This window comes from Paenibacillus macerans, from assembly GCF_900454495.1.
GTDB classification, from domain to species: Bacteria; Bacillota; Bacilli; order Paenibacillales; family Paenibacillaceae; genus Fontibacillus; species Fontibacillus macerans.
This window is the reverse complement of sequence record NZ_UGSI01000001.1, coordinates 1,796,062-1,820,399: the sequence shown is the minus strand read 5'-3', so window position 1 is coordinate 1,820,399 and position 24,338 is coordinate 1,796,062. Positions and strand designations below refer to the sequence as shown.

Annotated in this window: 21 protein-coding genes; 14 read left to right on the top strand and 7 right to left on the bottom strand. The window is 52.0% G+C overall.

Annotated features, from left to right (window positions below):
* Positions 1 to 104 precede the first annotated feature (104 nt).
* Positions 105 to 1,076, top strand: coding sequence for an alpha/beta hydrolase fold domain-containing protein (locus tag DYE26_RS08330; protein WP_036623553.1), 972 nt, complete (start codon positions 105 to 107; stop codon positions 1,074 to 1,076).
* Positions 1,077 to 1,124: 48 nt separating this feature from the next.
* Here DYE26_RS08330 and DYE26_RS08325 read toward each other — a convergent pair whose 3' ends face one another.
* Together DYE26_RS08325 and DYE26_RS08320 are read right to left on the bottom strand one after the other, a co-directional pair.
* Positions 1,125 to 1,394, bottom strand: a complete 270-nt coding sequence (locus tag DYE26_RS08325) for a CD3324 family protein (protein WP_036623552.1) — start codon at positions 1,392 to 1,394, stop codon at positions 1,125 to 1,127.
* A gap of 231 nt (positions 1,395 to 1,625) precedes the next feature.
* The gene (locus tag DYE26_RS08320; protein ID WP_051985487.1) at positions 1,626 to 3,914 is read right to left on the bottom strand and encodes a hypothetical protein; all 2,289 of its coding nucleotides are present in this window, start codon (positions 3,912 to 3,914) and stop codon (positions 1,626 to 1,628) included.
* 218 nt (positions 3,915 to 4,132) lie between these two features.
* On the opposite strand from DYE26_RS08320, the gene DYE26_RS08315 reads away from it, so the two are divergent.
* Together DYE26_RS08315 and DYE26_RS08310 are read left to right on the top strand one after the other, a co-directional pair.
* A complete protein-coding gene (locus DYE26_RS08315) occupies positions 4,133 to 4,975 on the top strand; it encodes a helix-turn-helix transcriptional regulator (RefSeq protein WP_051985486.1) in 843 nt (280 codons plus the stop codon).
* A 119-nt stretch (positions 4,976 to 5,094) separates the two neighbouring features.
* Entirely contained in the window at positions 5,095 to 6,060 is a 966-nt protein-coding gene (locus tag DYE26_RS08310) for an aldo/keto reductase (protein ID WP_036623550.1), read from the top strand.
* 61 nt (positions 6,061 to 6,121) lie between these two features.
* Here the strand turns inward: DYE26_RS08310 and DYE26_RS08305 are convergent, their stop codons facing one another.
* Positions 6,122 to 7,249 (bottom strand): ankyrin repeat domain-containing protein, encoded by a 1,128-nt coding sequence (locus DYE26_RS08305; protein WP_036623547.1) that lies wholly within the window; start codon positions 7,247 to 7,249, stop codon positions 6,122 to 6,124.
* 139 nt (positions 7,250 to 7,388) lie between these two features.
* On the opposite strand from DYE26_RS08305, the gene DYE26_RS08300 reads away from it, so the two are divergent.
* From DYE26_RS08300 to DYE26_RS08280, 5 genes are all read left to right on the top strand, one after another.
* Positions 7,389 to 8,105: a response regulator transcription factor gene (locus tag DYE26_RS08300; protein ID WP_036623546.1), complete on the top strand. Its 717-nt coding sequence runs from the start codon at positions 7,389 to 7,391 to the stop codon at positions 8,103 to 8,105.
* On the top strand, positions 8,102 to 9,106 hold the full coding sequence (locus DYE26_RS08295; protein ID WP_036623544.1) for a sensor histidine kinase: 1,005 nt from the start codon (positions 8,102 to 8,104) through the stop codon (positions 9,104 to 9,106). The genes DYE26_RS08300 and DYE26_RS08295 overlap by 4 nt, the downstream gene beginning before the upstream one ends.
* A 171-nt stretch (positions 9,107 to 9,277) precedes the next feature.
* On the top strand, positions 9,278 to 10,048 hold the full coding sequence (locus DYE26_RS08290; RefSeq protein WP_036623543.1) for an ABC transporter ATP-binding protein: 771 nt from the start codon (positions 9,278 to 9,280) through the stop codon (positions 10,046 to 10,048).
* A complete protein-coding gene (locus tag DYE26_RS08285) occupies positions 10,023 to 11,957 on the top strand; it encodes an ABC transporter permease (RefSeq protein WP_036623541.1) in 1,935 nt (644 codons plus the stop codon). The genes DYE26_RS08290 and DYE26_RS08285 overlap by 26 nt, the downstream gene beginning before the upstream one ends.
* Positions 11,958 to 12,290: 333 nt before the next feature.
* On the top strand, positions 12,291 to 13,724 hold the full coding sequence (locus DYE26_RS08280) for a DHA2 family efflux MFS transporter permease subunit (protein ID WP_036623540.1): 1,434 nt from the start codon (positions 12,291 to 12,293) through the stop codon (positions 13,722 to 13,724).
* 62 nt (positions 13,725 to 13,786) lie between these two features.
* On the opposite strand, the gene DYE26_RS08275 is transcribed toward DYE26_RS08280, so the two are convergent.
* The 4 genes from DYE26_RS08275 to DYE26_RS08260 form a co-directional block, all read right to left on the bottom strand.
* Positions 13,787 to 14,710, bottom strand: a complete 924-nt coding sequence (locus DYE26_RS08275) for a copper amine oxidase N-terminal domain-containing protein (RefSeq protein ID WP_036623538.1) — start codon at positions 14,708 to 14,710, stop codon at positions 13,787 to 13,789.
* 121 nt (positions 14,711 to 14,831) lie between these two features.
* Entirely contained in the window at positions 14,832 to 15,563 is a 732-nt protein-coding gene (locus DYE26_RS08270; RefSeq protein ID WP_036623536.1) for a hypothetical protein, read from the bottom strand.
* Positions 15,560 to 16,279, bottom strand: coding sequence for an ABC transporter ATP-binding protein (locus DYE26_RS08265; protein ID WP_051985485.1), 720 nt, complete (start codon positions 16,277 to 16,279; stop codon positions 15,560 to 15,562). Before DYE26_RS08265 ends, DYE26_RS08270 begins: the two co-directional genes overlap by 4 nt.
* A 568-nt stretch (positions 16,280 to 16,847) precedes the next feature.
* The gene (locus DYE26_RS08260) at positions 16,848 to 17,432 is read right to left on the bottom strand and encodes a TetR/AcrR family transcriptional regulator (protein WP_036623535.1); all 585 of its coding nucleotides are present in this window, start codon (positions 17,430 to 17,432) and stop codon (positions 16,848 to 16,850) included.
* A 353-nt stretch (positions 17,433 to 17,785) separates the two neighbouring features.
* On the opposite strand from DYE26_RS08260, the gene DYE26_RS08255 reads away from it, so the two are divergent.
* The 6 genes from DYE26_RS08255 (at position 17,786) to DYE26_RS08220 (ending at position 24,270) form a co-directional block, all read left to right on the top strand.
* On the top strand, positions 17,786 to 18,544 hold the full coding sequence (locus DYE26_RS08255; protein ID WP_036623533.1) for an SDR family oxidoreductase: 759 nt from the start codon (positions 17,786 to 17,788) through the stop codon (positions 18,542 to 18,544).
* 24 nt (positions 18,545 to 18,568) lie between these two features.
* Positions 18,569 to 19,498, top strand: coding sequence for an oxidoreductase (locus DYE26_RS08250; RefSeq protein ID WP_036623532.1), 930 nt, complete (start codon positions 18,569 to 18,571; stop codon positions 19,496 to 19,498).
* 160 nt (positions 19,499 to 19,658) lie between these two features.
* Positions 19,659 to 20,651 (top strand): NADP-dependent oxidoreductase, encoded by a 993-nt coding sequence (locus DYE26_RS08245; protein ID WP_218032574.1) that lies wholly within the window; start codon positions 19,659 to 19,661, stop codon positions 20,649 to 20,651.
* 466 nt (positions 20,652 to 21,117) lie between these two features.
* Complete coding sequence (locus DYE26_RS08235) at positions 21,118 to 22,002, top strand: hypothetical protein (RefSeq protein WP_036623529.1); 885 nt, start codon at positions 21,118 to 21,120, stop codon at positions 22,000 to 22,002.
* Between the two features lie 545 nt (positions 22,003 to 22,547).
* The gene (locus DYE26_RS08225) at positions 22,548 to 23,375 is read left to right on the top strand and encodes a ParA family protein (protein WP_036623525.1); all 828 of its coding nucleotides are present in this window, start codon (positions 22,548 to 22,550) and stop codon (positions 23,373 to 23,375) included.
* Entirely contained in the window at positions 23,323 to 24,270 is a 948-nt protein-coding gene (locus tag DYE26_RS08220; protein WP_425325241.1) for a ParB/RepB/Spo0J family partition protein, read from the top strand. Before DYE26_RS08225 ends, DYE26_RS08220 begins: the two co-directional genes overlap by 53 nt.
* The last annotated feature ends 68 nt before the right edge of the window (positions 24,271 to 24,338 follow it).

The following is a 24,338-nucleotide window of genomic DNA, read 5'->3' as shown; positions in this document are numbered from 1 at the left end:
TTTATGGCAAAAATGATTCTAAGTCAATGTTTATATTTTGGATGCTTTGTGCACGTTTTAAAATAGGAGTGTCTGAAAAGAGGGAAAGCGGGGAGTCATTAACTATGGAAGAGAAAACAAGCAGAAGCAGACATCTGGTTGATCCGGAAATTGTTAGCGCGATTGATTTAATCCCGACAACCAATCTCACTGCATCTACGCTAATGGAGTCGCGAAAGAATCAAGCGCAAATGATGCGGCAACTGGATGTAACGCAGATGTTCCCGGTTACGTTGGAAGAAAAGGCGGTGCCAAGTTATTTTGGCGGTCCGGATATTCGAATAGAAATCATTAAGCCAATCCAGCCAAAGCATCCTAAAATGCCGTTATATTATTCGATTCATGGCGGGGGCATGGTTTTGGGGAGTCCGGCCGGGGATCGTCCGGGGAATGCGGCGCTGGCCGCACAGCATGGTTTTTGCTGCGTATCCGTTTATTATCGATTAGCGCCTGAGCATGTTCAGCCAAGTCAATTGCAGGATTGCTATTCAGGGCTGAAATGGTGTATTGACCATGCGGAGGAATTGGGAATCGATACGCAAAAAGTCGCCCTTGGCGGCAGCAGCGCCGGCGGCGGCTTGGCGGCCGGTCTAGCCTTATACATTCGCGATCGGAAGGAATTCGAGGTCCATCATCTAAGATTATTGCGGCCGATGCTGGATGACCGCACGAGTATTGGGCCGGAGCATCCGTATGCGGGCGAGTTCGTTTGGACCAAACAAAGCAATTATTTTGGCTGGAAATCGGTGTTGGGGCATGAACCGGGTCTGGAGGAGGTAAGCGAGTATTACGTGCCTGCACGGGCCACATCGTTGGCCGGATTACCCCCCACTTATATAAATATAGGCACTATTGATTTATTCATCGATGAGGCCTTGCTTTTTGCAAAACAGCTTGTCTTTGATGGAGTATTAACGGAATTGCATGTCTACCCCGGGTACCATCATTTGTCCCCGATGTTTCCGGATGCGCATTTTTCCAGAGAAGGCGCCGAATCAAGCGAATACGCCTTGCTTAAAGCTCTGGATTTACTTTGAGATAATATGAAAAGCACTGATGAGGAACATTTTCACCAGTGCTTTTTGTTATTTTTTATGCGAGTAAACAATTTTTTTGATCGTTTCTGTTGAAAGGTAATATTCGTCCGCTAGCCGTTCGATACTGCAGCCATTCCTAAAAGCGGCTCTGATGGCGGCATTTCGCCGGTCCAGCCTCCGTCTTCCGCCGCTTAAACTGCCCCAATGTTTATATTCCGTTGTCTGCTTGGGGATGTAAAGAGTTTCCCCTTGGACATATTTTTGGATCTCCACGATCAGCTTTTCGGGTAAAACTTTCGTTGCATTCGTATATTTCATTTTGCCCGCCCCTTATTTTAGTTTTCTAAAAAATAAGGTGCAAAGCCAAAATATTAGAAAAGCTTGTTCGGCGATGAACTAGTTGTTTCGCCCCATGCAAAGTATCGCCTTCCTAATAACAGGCTTTGCATGAGTGGACAAAGTAGCGGACAATCTTAAGAGATTCTCCAATGGTAAGCACCTCCCTTAATATTGTCATTATAGCAAAAATCCGTGCCGCAAATCATCTTATTATCTGAGGGTAATGATAAAGGATTTGCTTTCTCCGGGCTGAATCGTTGCTTTGAAAATGACGGTTGCGCAGCCGTTGTGATAACCGTTTTCCACGCGGTCTCTAGCGGGCTTGCCGTTTATGAACGCCTGGGCACTTGCGGCTTGTTCGCAGGGGAGCTCCACAAGCACGGCCACCGCCCGGGCGCCGATGTTGGCCGCGATCGCTTCCGCAACATTCCCCTCCTGGCGGTAGGAGAGGTTAAACGCGCCGCTTCCTAGCCTTACGCCTTCCCAGGCGAAGGAACCGGCGGCGCGCAGTGGGCGAAAAGACAAGCGGTGCGCGGGAGCATCATAGGCTATTCCCAGAATCTGCGAGACGAACAGGCCGGAAAATACCCCCGATGCCCAGCCGCATTTGCCGCAGTTGTGGTGCCGGACCACATCTCCGTATCGCGCGCCGTTAAGATAAGGCCACCACCAGAGCGAGCCGTCTGCGTCGGTCAGCTTGCGGATTTGCGTAAAATAGCCGTCCGTTCCGGACATGGAGGCGAAGTCGGTAATCATGCCCATACCGCTCATGTAACCGGGAAACGTGCAGGCGGCGTGATCGCCCCACTGAATGCCCCTGGATTCCGGATTATAGGTCGGATTATGGGGGCTTAGCGAAAATTGCATATAATGCCGGTACGCCGGATCGTCATAGGCGGCATACCCGTACAGCGGCATGAGAATCGTATCCGATTCCTCTCCATCATGATGGAACAGGTCGATGGAGCCGCTTTTCGTCAAATGGCCGATGAACTGCATGCCGAAATCCGCGTAACCCCCGGCGTACCTGCTCGCATCGTCTTTTAAGGTGTCGCTTCCGGCGCTGGTTCCTTCCGTATACTGGAGGCCGAAAGGGCCCTCCGCCGTATTGAGCCGCTGCAAATCGTCCTTGATCCGCGCGGCGATGGTCCGGTAATGTTCGGCGGTTTCCGTATCCCCGAACACCTCGCCGACGATGCGGGCGTAATGGCGGAAAGCGGCCCAGGCCACGACGTTGGAGCCCGTGTGGTAGTCGCCGAGCGAATAGGCGTCCGACAGCCAGACCGAGGGAAACAGCCATGGACCGTCTTGCTTGCGGGTCCGAAGCGTCTCCTCCAGCAGCCTGCGAAAGCTTAAATCGATCTCCGGGTGGTCCAGGAAAAAGCGTTTGTCTCCAGTACTTCGGTAGTATAGACCGGCCATGACTACGGAAGACAAAGAGTTGCTAAGCGAATGGGATATACCGCCGGGATAGCGGTTGCCGGGCGGCCGGACTCCGTGCTCCAAAAACCACCGTACGCCTTGCTTGAACAGCTCCGGCTCGGCCGTTTCAAAGGGGAGGAAGGAATAGTACATATCCTTATTCCAAGTGAACTCGGTCGTCGGATATGTTCCCCAGTTCGCTCCAGCGACAGCGCCATGGTGATCCATGGCGATCGAGCCAAAGCATTGCAGCATCGCCCGTTCATGGAATTCCGCCGCGAACGGGTCGTCTCTCATCTCCAGCCGCCCAAGCATGCCGCGGAAATACGCCCAGGTCTCGTTAAGCCAATAGAGTGTGCCTCTTTCTTCGACAAGCCGGAGCGTCCGCTCTCCGGGAGGGGAAATTACGACCGGCACCCAAACGCTCTGCCCTGGAGCAAGATGAAAGGGAACTGCAGCGTTCGCTGCGTCCCAATCGTCCATTTCCACGGGATAAATGCAGAAGTCCGGCCCGGAGAATAACCGCTCCTCTTCGGTATCCGGGCGCGGCAGCGTCACTTCGCCATAAACATCCCGGCCGGACCGATTTTCCACATGCAGGCCGTAAACCGCTCCCCGCAGGCGCGCCGTACCGTCGGCGGAAATGGGGGCGAAGGTGAGCAGCGTAGCCTGAACGTCCCCGAACCGGTATTCGGTAACGGGGAATAAATTATCAAGCAGGGAGGTGGCGTAAGGGAGATCGTCCCGGCCCAGGTCAACCCCCTGCCCGCCCAGCTTCAACCCAAAAGCGTACGGCCCCGTTTTGCGGAAGTCTTTGCACATCCAGACACCGGGAATGTTGTCGCTGGCATATTGGCCGTTATAAACGGTAACATATTTGACCGAACCGTTCATGTTTACGTTGACGAGTATTTTATTATTGGAAATGTCGAAAGTCAGTTCAGGGTCGGGCAGCTTGCGCCCAAAAAAACTCAACTCGTCATTTGCGGCAAACCGCCCGTTCTCGTAGACGACGCCAAAGTAACGGCTTTTGGGCTGCGCCAAAGCTTCGCTGATGGATTGAAACGATTGCGGCATAATCTGCATTCTCCTTTGCACATCCAAATTTAGCGTTCTGCAGCGCTTTCCTTCATTATTTAGGGGCAGACCGCTTAAAGATATAGGAGAATTTTTTGAAAATGGGATTTTTTATAGCGCTTTCATCGCGACATCCCTCTCCTTAACGCTGTTGTCGGTGCACAAAGCCATGATACAATTTGGTTTACGAACCTAGTCAAGAGAAAGAGGCGGATCTCATGCTCGACCAAAACGGGATTAACGGTAATCTCGTAAGCACGGACTTGAACAGCACCCGCGCCAAAACGCTGGGCGATTATTTGAAATCGCGCCGGGCCCGGCTGCAGCCGGAACAGGCGGGTTTGCCAAAATCGCACGGCCAGCGCCGGACGCCGGGCTTGCGGCGTGAAGAGGTTGCGATTTTGGCGGGCGTTAGCGCAACCTATTACACGTGGCTGGAGCAGGGTCGGGAAGTTGCCGTATCCCGGGATGTGATCGAAAGCATCGGCAAGGCGCTTAGGCTGAGCCCGGATGAGCATATGCATTTGCTCAAGCTGTGGAATGCCAACGAGCCCGAAGCGGTGACGAAGATTACGACGGAAGTGAAACCGCAGTGGAAAGAAATTGTAGATGCGATGGCTTTTCCTTGTTTCATCAGCAATGACCGGGCCGAGCTGTTGGTGTGGAACCGGGCGGTCGATGAATGTATAGCGGACTTTTCGGCGCAGCCGCAGGGACAGCGGAATATGATGACCCTGCTGTTCACCGATCCGGAAATGCGAAAGCGCCTGATCAACTGGGAAGAGATGGCGGCGCATTCGGTGGCGATTTTCCGCACTTCCTATGACAAATATGCGCATGACCCGTGGTTTGCACAGTTCGTGGCCGAGCTCTCCAGGGAATCCGCTGAATTTGCGGACCTTTGGCAGCTGCATCGTGTGGAAGTGAAGAGGGTGACCCGGGTTTTTTACCGTGGATCTGACGAAAATCAAGTTTTTGTTTACGATATTAATTCATTAGCGTTTACGACGGATCATCCCGACCTGCACCTTTGCATTTATACCCCGGTGTCAGCCTGTTAATGCCATTACCAGTAAAAGCGTACTGTGGCTGCGCTTTGAACCGCGTTTTAGAATAAGATCATGTTTTAACGATCCATTTTTAAAGCTGCGGAAAAGAGGGGATTAAGCTGGGAAATACGATAACACAAAGGAAACTCGGAAGCCTTGGGCTTGAAGTGTCGGCCCTTGGTCTGGGCACGATGATGATGCCGGACAACGAAGAGTCGGTTCGTACCATACACGGCGCGCTGGATCTTGGCGTTACGCTGTTCGATACGGCGGATATTTACGGCGAGGAATTTATGAAGGGAAAGTTCGGCGGCAATGAGCGGCTGGTCGGCCGCGCCTTGAAAGGACGCCGGGACAAGGCCGTAATTGCGACCAAATTTGGCATTGTATCGCCGGATCTGAAAGCACACGGACACCCCGCCTATGTAAAAAAATCGGTAGACGCGAGCCTGCTGGCGCTTGGCGTGGATTATATCGACCTCTATTACCAGCACCGCATCGATCCGCATACGCCGATCGAGGAGACGGTGGGCGCGATGGCGGAGCTGGTCCAGGTCGGCAAAATACGCTATATCGGCCTATCGGAAGCGACCGCCGAGCAAATTCGCCGCGCGCATGCGGTGCACCCGCTTACCGCGGTGGAGACGGAATATTCGCTGTGGAGCCGCGAAGTGGAGGATGAGGTGCTGCCCGTACTGCGTGAACTCGGCATCGGTTTTGTGCCGTACAGCCCGCTTGGCCGCGGGTTCCTGACCGGACAAATCCGCTCCTTCGACGATCTGCCCGAAGATGATTACCGCCGTTATTACCCGAGATTTCAGGGCGAAAACTTCAATAAAAACCTGGAGGTCGTGGCTCTCATCGAAAAGTTTGCCGCCCGCAAAGGATGTACGGCATCTCAACTGGCGCTCGCCTGGCTGCTTGCGCAGGGAGATCAGATCGTGCCGATTCCCGGCACGAAGCGGCTGGACCGGGTCCGGGAAAATCTCGGCGCCCTGGAGGTGACGCTCAGCGCGGAGGAACTGGCGGAAATCGAACGCATTTCGCCGAAAGGAGCCGCGGCGGGAGCGCGTTACCCGTCATTTTTGCAGTCTTGATAAACACGAGACAGCCGCTTCCGCAAGTCTGGTTTAGATTTGCGGAGCGGCTGTCATTTATTTACTTGGCGCCATGTTCGATCAGCAGTTGCTTGATTTTGAGGCCGTTTGGATCATCTTCGTCGACATTTTGCAGAATCGTAAGTTCTTCTCCAAAGTCCGAATACGTCACGTTGACTTCGGCCCCTTGCCCGATCAGATAGCTGACCATCTCATAATCCGACTGGCTTACAGCCCGGGATAACAAGGGACATCCCAAACCATCCGCCTCATTGACATCAAAGCCGTAATTTCCTTCCAGCAGCAGTTTGGTTAGCGGCAGGTTACCAAATGACACCGCATAATGGAGGACCGATATCCCGCCTTCATCGCCCGGCCGCAGGGACAAATCGGCTCCATGCTGGATCAGATAGGCCGCGACATCCGTCCGGCCAAGCTCCACGGCGGCGAAGAAGGACGGAAATTCATGCTGGCCGAATCCCGCGTTCACATCGGCGTGATCCTGCTCTACCAACCGCTTCACCTCTTTCAAGGTCAGGTTGCCAAGTTCCGTATACAATTTTGCCGTGGCGCGTTCTTCACTGGTTGCATAGGGCTCCAATCTCTCTACGTTTCGCTGATCTTGATTCGCATAAGCGACCGTATAGGCGGTTTGGCCGGCTTTCGATTTGGCATTTACGTTCACCTTCTGCTCCAGCAAATAATCCACAACCACGTCATACTTGGTCGCTTCCTGACTATCAGATGCATACGCTTTGCTTCCGACAGCCAGCAGCAAGGCTGTCTCTCCTTGAGCGTCCGGCGTATTCAAGTCCACTCCGCAGGCCTTAAGCTTCATCAACGCCTCCACGCTTGCGTTCATCGCCGCGCCGGATAGTCCATATTCCGTTCGCATCCCATCCTCGGCTGCCAATATCACCGTCGGCCCCTCGTCATCCACCACGATATCGGCAGCGGACGCCCCGCCGCCATGCGGATAAAAAGACTCGCATTTTTCTTGAGCAACGCTTGGTTCTTTAGTATCGGCAGCCCCTTTAGTATCGGAAGAGGCGGCATTGGTTGCAGTCTCCTTCGCGGCAGCTTTGTCCACCTGGGGGTTGTTCCCGGACATATCCCCACGGCTGCCGCACGCTCCCAGCAGCACGCCGGCGATCAGCAATGCGGCTCCTGCTCCCAGCAACTGTTTCATGGTAGTCTCACTCCAGCATTCTATTTTTCCACCTATAACATGTCGGCATTTTTGGCTTTATTTTATATAGAAGCCAGGAAAAAAGTTCGGTATAGTGAATAAGACAGAGTTGCTCGGCGGGAAAGGAGAGGGATTAAAAGTGTATACGATCCTCATTGTCGAGGATGACATGAAAATCGCGGACAAGCTGGGCTCGTCCATGATGAAATATGATTTTGACGCCCGGGTTGTGGAGGATTTCAGCCGGGTCCTGGACTCGTTCCTGGAAACGCAGCCCGATTTGGTGCTGCTGGACGTGAACCTGCCGAAATTCGACGGCTTCTATTGGTGCCGGCAAATCCGGGCGAAGTCGCTTTGCCCGATCATCTTCATCTCCGCGCGCGACGGTCAGATGGATCAGGTCATGGCGCTAGAAAACGGGGCGGACGATTACATAACGAAACCGTTCGACATGGAGATTGTGATGGCCAAAATCCGCAGCCAGCTTCGCCGCGCCGTGGGGGCTTACGCCTCCGGCCGGGGGCAGGAACGGACGCTCGAATACGCAGGGATCGTGCTGTACCCGGAACGTTATATGGCCTCTTACGAAGGGAACACGATTGATTTTACGCAAAAAGAAGCCGACCTGCTGGCCATGCTGATGGAAAAAGGCGGCCGGGTCGTCAGCCGGGAGCGGCTGCTGGATATGATGTGGGAGGATCAGCATTTTATCGACGACAATACGCTGAACGTCTATATTACGAGGGTGCGCCGGAAACTGAGGGAGCTGGGAGCGGGAGACCTCATCGAAACGGTCCGGGGCGCCGGCTACCGGATCGCGGCGGACAAGGAGCCGCCCAAGGAGCCTCCGGCATGAGGCTGTTTTGGAGAGATCAGCTCTCGCTCATCCTGTTTTTTACCGTGCAAATGCTGCTTGTCCCTTTCGTCTACTGGCTGACGGGCGAAGGGCGGCCGGTGCTGGTCGTCCTGTACGGCGTTCTGCTTAGCGGATCGGTGTTGGCCGTCTACCTGGGGTTCCGGTATGTTACGCACCGGGCGATGTACAAGGAGCTTTCGGCGGAGGAGCCGTCCGGGGAGTTTCTCAATCCGCCGCTGGGGGAGGCTCCGCTGCCGGAAGCCTTCCATGAGCGGACCGCCCATTACGAGCGGTTGTACCGTGAACAGCTGCACCGGCAGCAAAGCCGGACCGAGCAGCACCTGACCTTTATGAACCGTTGGGTCCATCAGATGAAAACGCCGCTCTCGGTAATTCAGCTGACGCTCTCCGAAGTGGAGAACGAGCCGGCCGAAAGCATCCGCGAGGAGCTGGACCGGATCCGCAAAGGACTAGACATGGTTCTCTATACCGCACGGCTGGAGCATTTTGAGCAGGATTTCGCCGTCCAAGCCATCGGACTGCGCGCGGCGGCCGGCGAAGCCGTCGCCGAGAACCGCACGCTGTTCATCCGCAAGGGCATCACGCCCAAATTCGAGATCGGCAGCGAGGTGCGCGTGTATACGGATGCCAAGTGGTTTCGCTTCATGCTGGGCCAGATTTTAACCAATGCGGTGAACTATTCGGGCGGTCCCGGCAAAGCGGTGCATTTAACCGCGGAAGACGCCGGTGAGTACATCAAGCTCCGCATACGCGACGAAGGGATTGGGATTGCCCCGGAAGACATAGGCCGGGTGTTCCATCCGTATTTTACGGGAGAGCGGGGCAGGCAGTACCGCGAATCAACCGGCATGGGGCTGTATCTCGTGCGGGAAATCGCCGGCAAGCTGGGCCATGAGGTGGAGCTGAAATCCGCGCCCGGCGAAGGCACCACGATTAGCTTGACCCTGCGCAAAGCGCACGCCAATGAAGGCACATCCTAATGGGGGTGTGTCTTCTTCCGTTATGATGGACGGCCATCCGAACAAAAAGGCGAACACAACCTTATCGCAAATGTAAGGTTCGGTTCACCTAAACCGATGGCAGCCTAATGCGGAACTGGCGTAAAGTTAGGATATAATTTGCACACAGCACAGAAAGGAGCTGCTTTAAGTTTGGATATTCTTGAAGTCAAAGCGTTAAACAAAGTTTACAGCGGTAAAGTGGCCACGCAGGCCCTTACCGATATTCATCTGAGTATCCGTAAGGGGGAGTTTGTCGGCATCATGGGGCCGTCGGGCAGCGGGAAAACCACGCTGCTGAACATGGTATCGACCATCGACCGGCCGAGCTCGGGCGAAGTCAGAATCGGGGGAATCAACCCGTACAATATGAAAAAACGAGAGTTGGCGCATTTTCGGCGCAAACAGCTTGGCTTCGTGTTTCAGGATTTCAATCTGCTCGATACGCTCACCGTGGCGGAAAATATCGTCCTGCCGCTGACGCTGGACAGACGTCCGCTGAAAGAAGCGGAGGCGCTGCTGGCCCGGACGGCCTCCAAACTTGGCATTGGCGGGATTCTGAACAAACGCGTCTACGAAATCTCGGGCGGACAGCGGCAGCGGACGGCGATTGCCCGCGCCATTATCGGGTCTCCCGTGCTGCTGCTGGCGGACGAGCCGACCGGGGCGCTGGATTCCCAATCCTCGCGGGCGGTCATGGAGTCGCTGGCCGAAATTAACGAACAGGACGGGACGACGCTGATGCTAGTGACGCATGATCCGGTGGCCGCAAGCTACTGCAACCGCATCGTCTTCATCAAAGACGGCAAGTTGGCGGCGGAAATTCACCGCGGCGAGAACCGCCAGTCTTTTTTCCAAAAAATCATCGATACGCTGTCGTTCTGGGGAGGGGATACGCGTGAACTTTCCTCAATTCGCGTTTAACAACGTTCGCCGCAATGCCCGCGCTTATGTTGCCTATTTGCTGAGCAGCGCGTTTATGGTCATGATTTTTTTCACGTACGCCGTCTTTATTAATCACCCGAACATCGCCGGCTCCCCCATGGGCAACATGACCCGGACCGGCATGACGATCGCCACCGTCATCGTTTATGTGTTCGCCTTCTTTTTCGTGTTGTATTCCATCAGCGCTTTTCTGAAGTCGCGGAACCGCGAGTTCGGCATCCTGACGATCCTGGGCGCAGAATCCCGGCAGATTAACCTGCTGATTTTCCTGGAAAATATGCTGATCGGCGCCGTGGCCATCGTAACGGGGATCGCGGCGGGACTAATGTTGTCCAAAGTGTTTCTGCTCGTCAGCACCAGGATGATCGATATGGACGACTTGCCCTTTTACTGGCCCGCAAAAGCGATCCTGCTGACCGCCGGCGCGTTTGTGCTGTTGTATCTGTTTATCTCTCTGTTCACGCTGATGTTTATTCGGAAACGTCAAGTTCTGGATTTGCTCACGGGCAGCAGCAAGCCGAAAAAAGAACCGAAAGCGAACGTTTTTATTTCCCTGTTCGGCATCGCCCTGCTGATGATCGGGTATTGGGCTCTTCATGGGAAAAAGCTCGATGAGACCGGACTGTTGATCGCGGCCGTAAGCGGCATCGCCGGTACGTACTTTTTCTATTCCCAGCTGTCCGTCTGGATCATCCGAAGACTGCAGCGCAGCCGGGCGACGGCCTGGAAGGGCACGAATCTGCTGTGGATCTCCGAAATGAGCTATAAATTGAAGGATAACGCGCGCATGCTGTTTCTGGTTTCCGTCGTTGTCGCATTGGCCTGCATGAGCACCGGATTTGTTCTGGCTTCCCAGCAGGCGATCAGGGATTCTTTTATGGGGAACCCGTTCAATTTTAGATACACGGCTTACAGCGACGGGGATAAAACGAAGGCCGAGGAAGATCTTGCGTACATCGAAACAGCGCTCCGTGCGGCAGGCTTGGAATATCGCCTCGCGAAGGCGGATTTGATCGCAAACAACAGCTACACGGCGGGGGAAGAGGAGACTATGCTGATTTCGCAAACGCAGTTTAACCGCCTGGCATCGGTCATGAATATCGACGCGGTGGAACAGCTCGGCGAAAGCGAAGCGGTGCTGGTGCAAACGCCGGAAACTAAGCGTGATTATCCCCCGCAAGGGAACACGATGGATGTACGGATTGCGGAATCGGCGTACCCGTTCCATTTTGTTGCCCGGACGGACCCGGCTGCCTTTCTATCCTATAAGGGGAAGCTGCTGGTTGTCCAGGATGGGGTATTCGAGCGGCTGGAGCAGGAACATCGGGCCGGGGGAGGTTACGTGCAAAATAACACCGTCTTTATGGTTCCCGGTTCCGGCAAGCTGCCAAGCAAGGAGGACCCGGAAACGAAACTGGGCCTTGAACTGACCGAGTGGAGCCGAAGCGGACATCATGAAGGTTTCTTGCAATCGCGGGCGGAAGATTATTACACCTATAAACAAACCTTCTCTCTTTTTAGTTTTATCGGTGTATTTATCGCGCTGATTTTCTCGGTCTCCTCGGCGAGCTTTCTCTATTTCAAATTGCACACGGAGCTGACCGCCGACGCGGCGCTGTATCGCTCCCTGTCCAAAATCGGGCTCAGCAGCCGGGAGATGAACGTCTCGGCGACCATTCAGATTGCCGTTTTGTTTTTTATCCCGATCGCGGTGGCGGCGCTTCAGTCGCTGGTGGTGCTCGGGCCGGTCATGGAGATGATGAATTCGCAGAGTCCTGTTTATGTCCCTGTGCTGACCGCCTCGGCGGCTTTTCTCGCCGTCCAGATCGTGTATTTTCTGATCGTAAGAGCCCGCTATATCAGAGCGGTCAATAAAACGATGGTTTAAATTCGGCTCACGACGAAAATCAGTGCTTGACAAAATAAATGATGACGGAGATGGGGGGTCTCTCCAAACCACTTTGCACGATTATCCCTTTGGTTCAGAAAGCCAAGTCACATGATCAAACGGGATAATTGTGCAAAGCCTCCGGATAGCTAGTCTCGCTCCAGGCCACGGTCTGTTGTGGGCTTGACTGTCAAGCACTGATGATTAGGTTGAACCTTAAATTCAGCAATCCATAAGAAATGTTATCTGCGCTTTTATGTATAATAAGCAGATAGCGGGGGCACCAAACTCCTCGTGTATAAAGACACCTACGTATAGTGAAGAGGAGGAGTTATGAAGCAGTATAATACACGCGCCATCATGGCGTCCTTGCTTATCTGCGGTTTTATCGGCATGTTCAGTGAGACGGCGCTCAACATCGCCATCAGCAATCTGATGGAAGTGTTCCAAATTTCGGCGGCGACGGCGCAGTGGTTAACGACGGGCTTTCTGCTGACGCTGGGCATTCTCATGCCGCTGTCCGGTTTGCTGCTGCAATGGTTCACGACGCGGCAACTGTTTGTCGGCTCGGTGACGAGCTCGATTATCGGCACCTTGATCGCGGCGCTTGCGTTCAATTTCGAGATGCTGATGGTCGCGCGCGTCCTGCAGGCGATCGGCATGGGACTATTGATTCCGCTCATGTTCAATACGATTCTGGTCGTTTATCCGCCGGAAAAACGCGGCGCGGCGATGGGTTTTGTCGGCCTCGTCATTATGTTTGCTCCGGCGACCGGGCCAACCGTGGCGGGCCTTTTGATCGAATATTTGACGTGGCATTTCATTTTCTGGTTGTCGCTGCCGTTCCTGGTACTCGGCTTGCTCGTCGGTTTGAAGTACCTGGAAAATGTCACCGAAGTGACGAAACCGCGCATCGACCTGCTCTCCGTCATCCTGTCAACGCTTGGCTTTGGGGGCGTCGTGTTTGGCTTCAGCAAGGCGGGGGAAGGGGACGCTGGATGGACCAGCCCGATCGTTATCGCCTCGATCGCCATCGGTCTCGTTGCGCTCGCGCTGTTCGTGCTTCGCCAGCTGTTCATGCGCGAGCCGATGATGAATTTGCGCGTGTTTAAGTACCCGATGTTTATCGTCGGGCTGCTGCTGGTGCTCACTTGTATGATGATCATCTTGTCCAGCATGATTGTTTTGCCGATGTACTTGCAGCAGGGCATGAAGCTTTCGCCGTTTACCGCCGGCTTGATGCTGCTGCCGGGCAGCGCGCTGAACGGCTTCCTGTCGCCGCGGATGGGCAAGCTGTTCGACAAGTACGGTCCGAAGTGGCTTGTCCTGCCCGGGCTTGTCGTCGTGGCAGCCGCGTTATGGTTTTTCTCCGGCGTCACCCCGGTGACCTCGGTATTCTTCATCGTCGCGCTGCATATTTGCCTGATGATCGGCATCTCGATGGTGTTCATGCCGGCCCAGACGAACGGCTTGAACCAGCTGCCGCCGGAACTTTACCCGCACGGCACTGCGGTCATGAACACGCTGCAGCAGGTGGCGGGCGCGGTCGGCACCGCGGTTGCGATCAGCATCCTGACGCACGGTATGGAGCGCTATCTCGGTGCGTCCGCGGCCCCGAACGAGGTCACCGAGGTGGCGAAAGCAATGACATTGGGCTCGCACGGTGTATTCCAATTCGCCATGATCGTGACGCTGATCGGGTTGGCGCTGGCGCTGTTCATCCGCCGCGTCATCGTGTCGCACGGAGCGGCGCATCCGTCGCATTAAGCGATAAATCAAAAAAACGCTGCTGACAAATGAATGTCAGCAGCGTTTTATTAGCATTTTTATTAAAGCGCATCCAAGGCGTCTTTTACTTTTGATTCTACGGATGTATCCACATATTGTATGTTCATGACGTATCCGGCGTCTGCCGGTTTCAAGAACAGAGTGATTTTTGTGCCTCCGATGATCCACTCGCTCATAAAGTAACCTCCGTCAGCCAGAGGTATTGGCTGATTGTTCTTATCGGCAGCCGCGATATTGGTTTCCGGTTCCCCGTATTTGTCAACTAAGCTTTCGAGCATGCCATCGTAATAACTGATTAACCCGGCCTCGTCATAGTTGGGAACTGGCAGGTCATACATCCATTTGGCCAGTTTATTTTTATAAAACACGTATATTTCATCCGTGTAATCGGGCGCTTCCTGGTACCATAGGGCATAAATATCGCCCTCTTGTCCTTCCTCGATCAGCTGCTTATGGCTGAAGATCGCCTTCATTTGTTTCGGGGTTGCTCCCCACGGCGGAAGCGCGACGGTTTTCGCCGGCTTGTCCCCGATCCAGGCTATGGCCTTTGAGGCGTCCAGTCCGATCGGTTTTCCGGTTAACTGCTTGATAGCCGATAAAGGAAGATACGTAGTTCCGTTCATCGTCTTGACCACGGCAGGGAGGGTGGCATCTGACCCGTTGATTTGGGCTTTTTTGCTTCCCGTCTTCACGGTGATAGACGAGCCGTCTGAATTCGTGGCCGTAACGGCTTTCGTCTTGCTATCGACGGTCGTGGTATAACCTAGATTGGTAAGCACCGGTTTCAACGGAATGAGGGTGACATTTTTTTCTACAACCGTCGGGAATTTGGCCGATGAAAGTTTGCCGTCCACATAAAGCGTGTAAGAAGCGGGGGCGGCGGCGGAAGTTGGGGCTGTGAAAGAGAAAAGACCGATAAATGCAGCGAGGAACCCCGTAAGCGTTAAGTAAACTATTTTTTTCATAACGTCTCCTTTTATGTATTTGGTTTCAAAATCATAGGACTATTCTCTTAAATATAACATAGGCGGATTGAATGGGGGAGGAAAAAGTTGCCTGATAGACGATATTATTTTATAACCAAACCTACTGTTTATATGATAGAATAACGATTTCATTGCTTAGCTTTTTAGTCAGGAATATGCGTACGGAGGCACAAATCAATGCCAGAACGAGCAGAGTGCTGCCGGCAAACCAAATAATGGTGCCGCCATTGATAATGAAACCAAATTTTTTAATGAAAGTAGCGGGAAGCGTAGCGGCAAAAATAAACAAAAACGAACTGGCCGAAAGATAGGTTCGGATCCGCTCCGGGGATTTAGAAAGCATGGAGATTAAGGTCAATGTACTGGTAGCGAGATAAGTAAAGAGAAGGTATGTTGCCGCAAACCAAACAAAAGAAACATCTTGGAACAAATGAAGCAGCACAGTCTCATTGCTGGCCATAGCGAAACCTGCCATAAGGATGTCGAGCAAAAGGATGGGGCCGATGTTTAAACTATAGGAGGAGCGGCTGTATATGCCGGTAAGCCGGCGAACATCCACTTGGTTGGCCAGGTAATATTCACAGCGCCCCGAGCTTTTTTCCGAAATCACAATCAGACTGATGGTCAGCATATTCAAAAAGAAATAGACGGAGACATTCAACATCAAAAAAACATAGACAACGATAAACTCCATCAGGCCGGTGTTCGTTTTCAGAATTTGCAGCATGGAATTTAACGGTACGATCAACATGATGTTGAGCATGACCAGGTAGGAAGGACTTTTTAGGATATCTCTGAAATTGAGCTTATTGATCGGGTGAATGCCCATCATTTGATCCCCTCCAGCACATCAAAAAATCTTTGCTCAAGGTCTCCCTCGAACACTTGATTATTCATCGTTTCCACGATGGAACCGGCTTTCATAATTACAATCCAGTCGCTGATCTTCTGAACCTCGGCCAGATCGTGCGAGGTAAGGATGACCGTTCGGCCTTCTTCCTTTAGTTGGCTCAACACGCTGCGCATCACTCGTCTGGATTCGGGATCAACGCCGGAAGTCAACTCATCCAGCATGAGAATCGGTGTATTTCTAAGCAATGTAATCAACAGGGAGAGCTTTCTTCTCATACCCTTTGAGTAGGCAGCGACCTTATTGCCGAGCGCTGAGTCCAATTGCAGTATGGCGGAGTAACGTTGCAGCGACGCGGAAATTTGTGCGGGGTCAAGCGAAAAATAGATGCCAAAATCGCTGATGTTCTCGCGTCCGGTTTTGGCTTCGAATAGATAGTCGTTCTCCAGCAGCACAGCAATTTGATGCTCATTATTAGCATAACGGATTGTACCTTCATCCAAGGTCAACAATCCGTTCATGAGGCGAAGCAGAGTCGTTTTCCCTGCTCCGTTCGGGCCGATGATGGCGTATATGCTGTTGCGGGGCACGGCCAGAGAAACGTTATTTATAATCTTTTGGCCATTTAAAGTTTTGCCTGCGCCGGATACGAGAATAGCGTATCTTTCAATTGCTGAGGCACTTTGTGGGTGTACCATTTGCATTTCGCTCCTAGTTCCTGTGATTTGATATTTCCCCATAACAGACAATTACCACAAAAGAATCTGTTAGTGCAATGAACACATCCATTAGAATTGCCCGAAGGGAAAGCTATTCCCGGTTTTCGAGGTGACTTTGTGGATCAGTTCCGGCAGTTGTAGGAAAGCGATCGCTCCATCCGAGCGTACCTGCTTCGTACTCAAGCTTTCTTGGTCCATTGTTGAATGGAATAGTTGCAGAATGTACAGTTACTTATCCGGAAATACCGCCACAGCACTTGATTAAGTGTAAAACCTGCAATTACTCCGCTATATTTCGATTAAGAGGCAATGAGACGAGGAGTAGCTGTATGAAATGCAATTAAACGAATCATTGGGTAAATGGATATAAAGTTAGTTGTATGATCTGCAATTAATGGTGAAGAGTTTAAACGCCTACACTGGTATAAGAACTAAGAAGTATCGCCCGGACCAAGTATCATCGGTCCCGGGCGTTTTTTCGATTATATGGAAACCTATCTTATTCGGCGTTCTAATTCAACCGCGCCGCCTGTACGCGACACAACTATTACCCTATTACGGGGGCTAAACCAGCAGCAACGACCTCCAAAACATCCCGCGCCATGTCTTCCGCCGATCTATCTTGCGGATGTCTGCTCCATTCGACGGCCGATCCAAATATGCCCCAGCTTGCTATCAGAGCGGTAGTCTCCACCGTCTCTCGTGAAACGGAAGGTTCCGCTTGTTCGCTTAACCAGGTAAATAATAGGTCATTTAGTTCCTTTTGCATGGCGACCTCAAACAGCGTTTCATATTGACGATCAGCAAATGTCATATACGGACGGGTACAGAAAAGAAAATCGAAAACGATTAAAATAAGCGTTCGGAGGCTCCCTATATCGGATAAAGCAGCATTAGGCAGCTCATCCTTTAGCTTCTTTTGAAATTTATCTCTCATCCAGCTCTCAAGAAATGCGAATTTGTCTTCAAAATGCGCATAGAACGTGGAGCGGTTTACGGTCGCGTAGGACGTAATATCTTGTACGGTAATGGAAGAGACATTCTTCTTCCTCTGCTCAAGCAATTCCATAAAAGCTTGCATCAACAGTTGACGCGTCCGTTTTACACGGGGATCGTTTGTATTAGTGGGCATGTTACGCTTCTCCCTCTCCCTCAGATTATATTGGTTAACGTGCGTTTATTGGAAAGCAAAAGGACAACAAATAAGCTCGTGTGTTGTATAAGCCACAAATGCGGTTGTTTATTGGTTGTGCAGCCCAAACCGCTAAGCTAAGATTAGCACAGACAGTGCAGATTTTACTACACTGTCGGGTCAATCGCCCGTCAAAAGCAATACAAGAAAACTAGAAAGAATGGGTTCTGTGAAAGCAGTAAATACCCATTATGGTGATTGCTTGTGCAATTTATCTACGGGCTTCTTATCCAACAATTGACCGTTAGTTTAGCAAGATTATATACCGGATAAACCAAGGGAGGAAGATGAAAATGGAAAACAATCCAGTAAGTAAATACGCAGGCAAGAAAGTAGTGATCACGGGAGGCAGCAGCGGGCTTGGCCTCGCGACAGCGAAGCTGCTGGCGGATGAAGGAGCACGCGTTCTGATCACCGGCCGTGCCCAGGCTAAGCTTGACTCAGCTCGTGAACAACTTGGCAACAACGCGGTCGCAGTGCAAAGCGACGCCGCGTCGTTAACGGATATCGACGAGTTGGCCGACCGGGTAAAGGCCGAGTTCGGAACGATCGATGCCCTGTTCGTAAACGCCGGCATCACGCGCTTTGTCCCCTTCGAGTCGATGACCGAAGAAGTGTACGACGAGTTACTTACAGTCAACGCCAAAGGTCCGTACTTCACCGTGCAGAAACTTGCCCCATTGCTAAACGCAGGCAGCGGCGTGGTGCTCACCACCTCTATCACGAACGTAGTGGGTATCCCGATGATCAGTGCGTACGCGTCCAGTAAAGCAGCGCTGCGCTCCATGACTCGTAGTTTGGCCCGCGAGCTGTTGCCGCGGAAGATTCGTGTCAACGCGGTCAGCCCCGGCCCCATCGACACCGGCATCATGGAGAAGTCGATGCCGAAGGAAGCTGCAGAACAGACCAAGGAACAGATGAGACAGCAGATCCCAATGCTGCGTTTCGGTGACCCCCTCGAGGTTGCCAAAGCAGTCGCATTCCTTGCGTTCGACGCGACTTACACAACCGGAGCCGAGTTCCCTGTGGACGGAGGCGGCTCTCAGATCTAAGTTCGGGAGGAAGGACGAAACCACATGACAACACCATGGACAGAAGACCACATGCCAGATCAGACCGGACGAGTGGCCATTGTAACCGGATCTAACAGCGGGATTGGTTGGGAAGCGGCGCGGGCGCTAGCCAACAAAGGGGCGACGGTCATTATGGCCTGCCGCAGTATCGCTAATGCCAACCTTGCCGCTGACCGAATTAAAGCACTTAAGCCGTCGGGCAAGGTCGTAGGAATGGCGCTCGATCTGGGCGATCTGGCGAGCGTCCGCGCTTTTGCGGCGGCCTTTCGCCAGGACTACCATCGGCTTGATCTCCTGATCAACAACGGCGGCGTGGCGAAGCCGCCTTACGGGAAGACAGCGCAGGGCTTCGAGCAGCAATTTGGAATCAATCACCTGGGGCACTTTGCGCTGACCGGTTTGCTGCTGGAGCGGCTCGACGCGACACCGGGCGCACGCATTGTGACGGTAAGCAGCTTGTCGCATCGGTCGGGAATCGTTCACTTTAATGACCTGAACTTGGAGCGGAATTACACGCCAGCGCGCGCCTATGCTCAGAGCAAGCTGGCGAATCTGCTGTTCACCTACGAGCTGCAGCGCCGGCTTGTTGCGGCAGGCCGATCAACGCTGGCAGTAGCTGTGCATCCGGGCTGGACAGCGACCAATGCGCTGCGGCATTCCAGCATGATGCGGCGCTTGAATCCGATTTTTGCCCAGACCTCGAAAATGGGTGTCTTGCCGACCCTTTATGCGGCCACTGCGTCAGACGTGCGAGGTGGAGATTACTTTGGGCCAAGCAGTCTCGAATTACGCGGCTACCCCAAGAAGGTCGAATCGAGTGCGCGCTCGCATGACGAAGCAGTCGCGCGGCGGTTGTGGACGATTTCCGAGGAACTGACACAAGTGAAGTATGCGCTCGCGCCGGCCCCGGTATTTGCTGAAGATTTACCGTGAGGAAGGCTTCCTGATTTCGATCATATGGCCAACATACGGTTAGTCAGGCCATCACCTTTGAACAGAATTTATGAACGGCCTTCATGCATCAATCCCTAGAAACACCGTTTGAATTGATGTAAAAAACATTATTTTCCAAAACAAAATGGAGGTTATCGAAATGGAGAATTTAGATACGTCGAGCAATGATGTGAACTATCAAGCATCCAGCCCTGCTACTATGCGGACGATCCGCTTCCACGACTACGGCGAACCGGCCGAAGTCCTGCGCATGGAACAGGTCGCGGTCCCTGACCCAGGCCCGGGACGCATTCGCGTGACGGTGCGAGCTTGCGGGCTGAATCCGGTCGACTGGGCCATATGCAAAGGGCTATTTCCCGGTAATCTGCCCCGCGGTATCGGGCTGGAACTGTCCGGGATTGTGGAGGCGGTCGGTGAGGACGTCACCGATGTCGTCATCGGTGACGCCGTTCTGGGCACCACCGACTTTGCCGGCGCCCCGAGCGCCGGCGCGTCGGATCGGGCGATCATCGACCATTGGGTCCGCATCCCTGCAGGACTCGAGTTCGTGCAAGCTGCGGCGCTTCCAATGGCGGTCACGATTGCATACAACCACCTTAAAGCACTAGGTGTTAAACCGGGCCACACCCTGCTGGTGCACGGAGCAGGCACAATGATGGGCTTTGCAGCCGTCCAGATCGCCCTCATGCGCGGCGCCAGCGTGATCGCTACCGCCGGTAACACTTACGCCGACCGGCTCCGTTCGCTGGGAGCGGCAGTGACTTCGTACGGTGACGGAATGGTCGAGCGGGTAACCGAGCTCGCCGGACAGCCGGTGGACCTGGTCCTGGACACTGCACCGGTCAGCGGCGTAATACCCGATCTTATCCGGATCGCCGGTGGTGATCCGCGCCGTGTTCTAACCATCAGCGACTTCGCCGCAGCCGCCGAACTCGGCGTCCGCGCCAGCACCGGAGAAGACCAGACCTTCCGCTATGATGTTCTCAGGGAGTTCGCCCAGTACGCCGCAGACGGCAAGTTCACCGTTCCGGTCGCCCAGACTTTCGCCCTCGAGGACTGGCGTAGAGCACTCAACATTAGCCAGAGCGGGCAAGCCCGCGGCAAACTGATCCTCCTGCCTGCAGGCGCCTGATGTAGAGACTTGCTCTTCCGCGAGCGGGTCCTGCACGGTGGTCCGGTGTGACGTATGCCGTAACAATTGGTTCACGAGGCGATGTATATAAATGACCCATACAAGTCATGTGGAGTGCGTAATAGGAATGCAACGAATCGATACGTAGAAATCCTTTGTTTTCAACACTTTGCGCGTTTTATGACTTTCACGGCAGACGGCAACGACTTCAAAAATAAGTTGCTCAAAGACAAAATCGAGGTTTCGGTCGTTTTGGACCTGGATTTGGACGTCGGGTGTGTAGACATGTGAGATGGTTGTGCCAAGCTAATAATTTCAAAAGTTTGAGTGTTTAAGAGAGCGTCCTTAGTGGATGTTCTCTTTTTATATAGATATTTTTCAATTGGGGAAAAACCGTTGACAAAAGTAATACCTCTATTGTCCGGCTCACTCAATTTGGAGGGCATTCTTAATAAGGCTTGGGTTTATGTTAAAATTAGGTTGTTATTTTATAAAGCATGATGGAAGGGAATTAGTTGATGAAGGGACGGTTGCATTGAATATATTTAAACAGATACGAATATGGAATAATGAAAATTGTCCCTGTGGAAGTGGCAAAAAATACGGTTTCTGTTGCAAAAATAAGAAGATTTCTTCTGAGAAAAAATCCCAAAAGCCGCCCGAGGTTCAATTAATGGAACTGATGAGAAAGTCTATGAAAAAAATTTGTATGCATCCTGAACAAGCGCAATGCAAAGGGAGAATCAAGGGTGCACATGCTTTACAGAACAATAAAATTATTACTTTGCTTGCGGGCGAAGGACGACATGTCTACATGTTAGATTCCAAAAAGAAACCTCTCATAGTTCCAATGTTGAACGGAAAATCAGAAGTAATTGTTGAGGTAAGTAGAACAAGTGCAAACGATGCGACTACTGAAACTTGTTTTTGCGATTTACATGATAATACTGTATTCGCAGCCATAGAAAAAGGAGCGCCGGATTTTGAAGAAACGAATGAGAAAATGAAATTCATATATGCATATAAGGCCTTTATCTTCGAGTATTACAAGCAACGGATGTCGATAGATATTTTTAGATCGATGTTTGTGAAACAACCTGTTGCATTTAAAGCTCCTACGATGGTGGGCTTTTATAGAATGCTTCAATTGAAAATGAAGGAATTCGAACCAGTGAAAGCTCATTTCGATGAACAAATACTATCGAAAACGTATGGAGGTATCGAAACCTGCGTCATTAAAATACCTGAGCAGATTAAATTTGCTGTTTACTCTTATATAGCTCTTGATTATGATTTAGATGGAAAAAAATTAAACACACTGTTAAGGGAATTATGCATCGGCTTGCTGTGACTGTTTTTCCTGAAATAAATCAGTCGTACATTTTATTAAGTTGTTTGGAAGGCGAAAAGCATATATATGAAATGCTATTCCATCAATTGAAAAATGCTTCAATTGATAGAATTAAATTTTATTTGTCGACGATTTTACCATTATATTCAGAAAACATGGTTCTGAGTGCAGATTTGTGGAATGCTTGGGACGATGAGACTAAGATGGCGTATACTTTCTATGCAAATTTAAAAGGGCCGGATTTCATTAGATTCAGCAAAGTTATTGGGATGGTACTTCGAAAAGCAAACCGTAAAAGTACAGAAATTGACTTTAGCAAACGAGGGAAAATCGATTTATTTCCGATTTGAAATTGCTCTCCAAGATGTTTTTACAGACTCCAAAAAATCAAAAATAACAACAGAAGTTAACGATATGGATTGAGATATTAGTTCAAGAGAACGCTCTTTATACGGCGTTCTCTTTTTATATAGATACTCTCAAAAAGCCGGTTGTCCTGAAATATCAGCGCAACCGGCTTTTTTGCGTGAAAGGAGAAGTGTAGGATGACCAAGGTGATCGCCCTCGCCAATCAGAAAGGCGGCGTTGGCAAGACCACAACGGCGGTCAATCTGGGGATCGGTTTGGCAGCCGAGGGGAAAAAGGTTTTACTGGTTGATGCGGACGCGCAAGGCAACCTGACGGATTCGTTAGGTTTCCACGAGCCGGATAATTTGTCGGTATCTTTGGCGACATTGCTGGCGAAGACGATGCTGGAAGAATCCTATAAAGCGCGGGAAGGTATTTTGCATCACCATGAAGGCGTTGACCTGATGCCAGGCAATATTGAATTGTCCGCTGTTGAGGTATCGCTCGTCAATACGATGAGCAGAGAAACGATTTTGCGTTCGTACATCGATTCGGTTAAAGCCGATTACGACTACGTGCTGATCGATTGCATGCCGAGTTTGGGCATGTTGACCATCAATGCGTTGGCGGCAGCAGACAGCGTCATTATCCCCGTTCAAGCACACTATTTGCCCGCCAAGGGAATGACACAGCTCTTGCAGACCATTGCCCGTGTGCGCAGGCAAATCAATCCGAAGCTGGTTTTGAACGGCGTGCTGCTCACGATGGTCGACAGCCGGACGAAATTTGCCAAAGACATTTCCTTTATTCTTCGGCGCGACTACGGCGACAAGCTGCGCGTGTTCAACACCGAAATTCCCTTATCCGTTCGCGCGGCGGAAACAAGCGCCAAGGGGAAAAGCATCTACGTCCATGATCCGGATGGGAAAGCTGCGGAGGCTTATGCCGCCTTTACGAAGGAGGTGCAGAGCATTGGCAGCGAAAGACGACATGCGCGCCAGCATCAAACTGACCACAGTCGCTGATTTATTCTCCACCGAGGAGAGCCGCGCCGATGAAAAGCGGGAAAAAGTGTTGGACATCCCTTTATCTGCAATCAGCGATTTTCCCGGCCATCCGTTCAAGGTGAAGGCGGACGAAGCGATGTTGGAAATGGCGGATAGCGTGAAGCAATACGGCGTTCTCGTTCCCGGACTGGTACGTCCGAAAGGTGATGGCGGCTACGAAATGGTAGCCGGGCATCGGCGCAAAAAAGCGAGCGAACTGGCAGGCAAAGAAACGCTGCCCTGCATCGTTCGCGAACTGGACGACGATCAGGCGACGATCATCATGGTGGACAGCAACCTGCAACGGGAAAATATTGCGCCAAGCGAGAAAGCATTTGCCTATAAGATGAAGTTGGAGGCGATGAAGAGACAGGCGGGCAGACCGAGTAAAGAAAATTCTACCCAAGTTGGGCAGGATTTACGAGGAAAATATTCAGTTGAAATTTTGGCAGATCAGGCAGGCGAAAGCCGTAATCAAATCCAGCGCTATATCCGCCTTACCGAACTGACCCCCTCCATTCTCGAAATGGTGGATGATAAACGAATCGCCTTCAATCCGGCCGTAGAGATTTCTTACTTGGCCGAAGAAGAACAGCATGCCCTGTACGAAACGATGCAGTCCGAAGACTGCACGCCTTCGCTGGCGCAGGCGCAGCGCATGAAAAAACTGAGCCAGGACGGGCGGCTTAACGTGGATGTCATCTTCTCGATTCTCACGGAGGAGAAGCCGAACCAGAAAGAAAAAATGACCATTCGGCGCGAGCGGATCGACCGTTTCTTCCCGAGGGACTTTACCGAAAAGCAAAAGGAAGATCTGATCGTACAACTGCTGGAAAGCTGGTATAAAAAACGGCAACGGGAACTGGAACGTTAACCTGAATCCAGTTCGGCAGGCACTCTCCCCTAGACGGAGAGCTTTTTTATACCCATTTTTGGGGAGGC

Bases quoted from the DNA above. Each gene is read 5' to 3' on its own strand.
- DYE26_RS08305 (WP_036623547.1), bottom strand. From the start codon at position 7,249: ATGAAACAGTTGCTGGGAGCAGGAGCCGCATTGCTGATCGCCGGCGTG.
- DYE26_RS08255 (WP_036623533.1), top strand. From the start codon at position 17,786: ATGGAAAACAATCCAGTAAGTAAATACGCAGGCAAGAAAGTAGTGATC.
- DYE26_RS08315 (WP_051985486.1), top strand. From the start codon at position 4,133: ATGCTCGACCAAAACGGGATTAACGGTAATCTCGTAAGCACGGACTTG.
- DYE26_RS08250 (WP_036623532.1), top strand. From the start codon at position 18,569: ATGACAACACCATGGACAGAAGACCACATGCCAGATCAGACCGGACGA.
- DYE26_RS08260 (WP_036623535.1), bottom strand. From the start codon at position 17,432: ATGCCCACTAATACAAACGATCCCCGTGTAAAACGGACGCGTCAACTG.
- DYE26_RS08295 (WP_036623544.1), top strand. From the start codon at position 8,102: ATGAGGCTGTTTTGGAGAGATCAGCTCTCGCTCATCCTGTTTTTTACC.
- DYE26_RS08235 (WP_036623529.1), top strand. From the start codon at position 21,118: ATGTTAAAATTAGGTTGTTATTTTATAAAGCATGATGGAAGGGAATTA.
- DYE26_RS08330 (WP_036623553.1), top strand. From the start codon at position 105: ATGGAAGAGAAAACAAGCAGAAGCAGACATCTGGTTGATCCGGAAATT.
- DYE26_RS08245 (WP_218032574.1), top strand. From the start codon at position 19,659: ATGGAGAATTTAGATACGTCGAGCAATGATGTGAACTATCAAGCATCC.
- DYE26_RS08270 (WP_036623536.1), bottom strand. From the start codon at position 15,563: ATGATGGGCATTCACCCGATCAATAAGCTCAATTTCAGAGATATCCTA.
- DYE26_RS08320 (WP_051985487.1), bottom strand. From the start codon at position 3,914: ATGCCGCAATCGTTTCAATCCATCAGCGAAGCTTTGGCGCAGCCCAAA.
- DYE26_RS08275 (WP_036623538.1), bottom strand. From the start codon at position 14,710: ATGAAAAAAATAGTTTACTTAACGCTTACGGGGTTCCTCGCTGCATTT.
- DYE26_RS08280 (WP_036623540.1), top strand. From the start codon at position 12,291: ATGAAGCAGTATAATACACGCGCCATCATGGCGTCCTTGCTTATCTGC.
- DYE26_RS08225 (WP_036623525.1), top strand. From the start codon at position 22,548: ATGACCAAGGTGATCGCCCTCGCCAATCAGAAAGGCGGCGTTGGCAAG.
- DYE26_RS08325 (WP_036623552.1), bottom strand. From the start codon at position 1,394: ATGAAATATACGAATGCAACGAAAGTTTTACCCGAAAAGCTGATCGTG.
- DYE26_RS08265 (WP_051985485.1), bottom strand. From the start codon at position 16,279: ATGGTACACCCACAAAGTGCCTCAGCAATTGAAAGATACGCTATTCTC.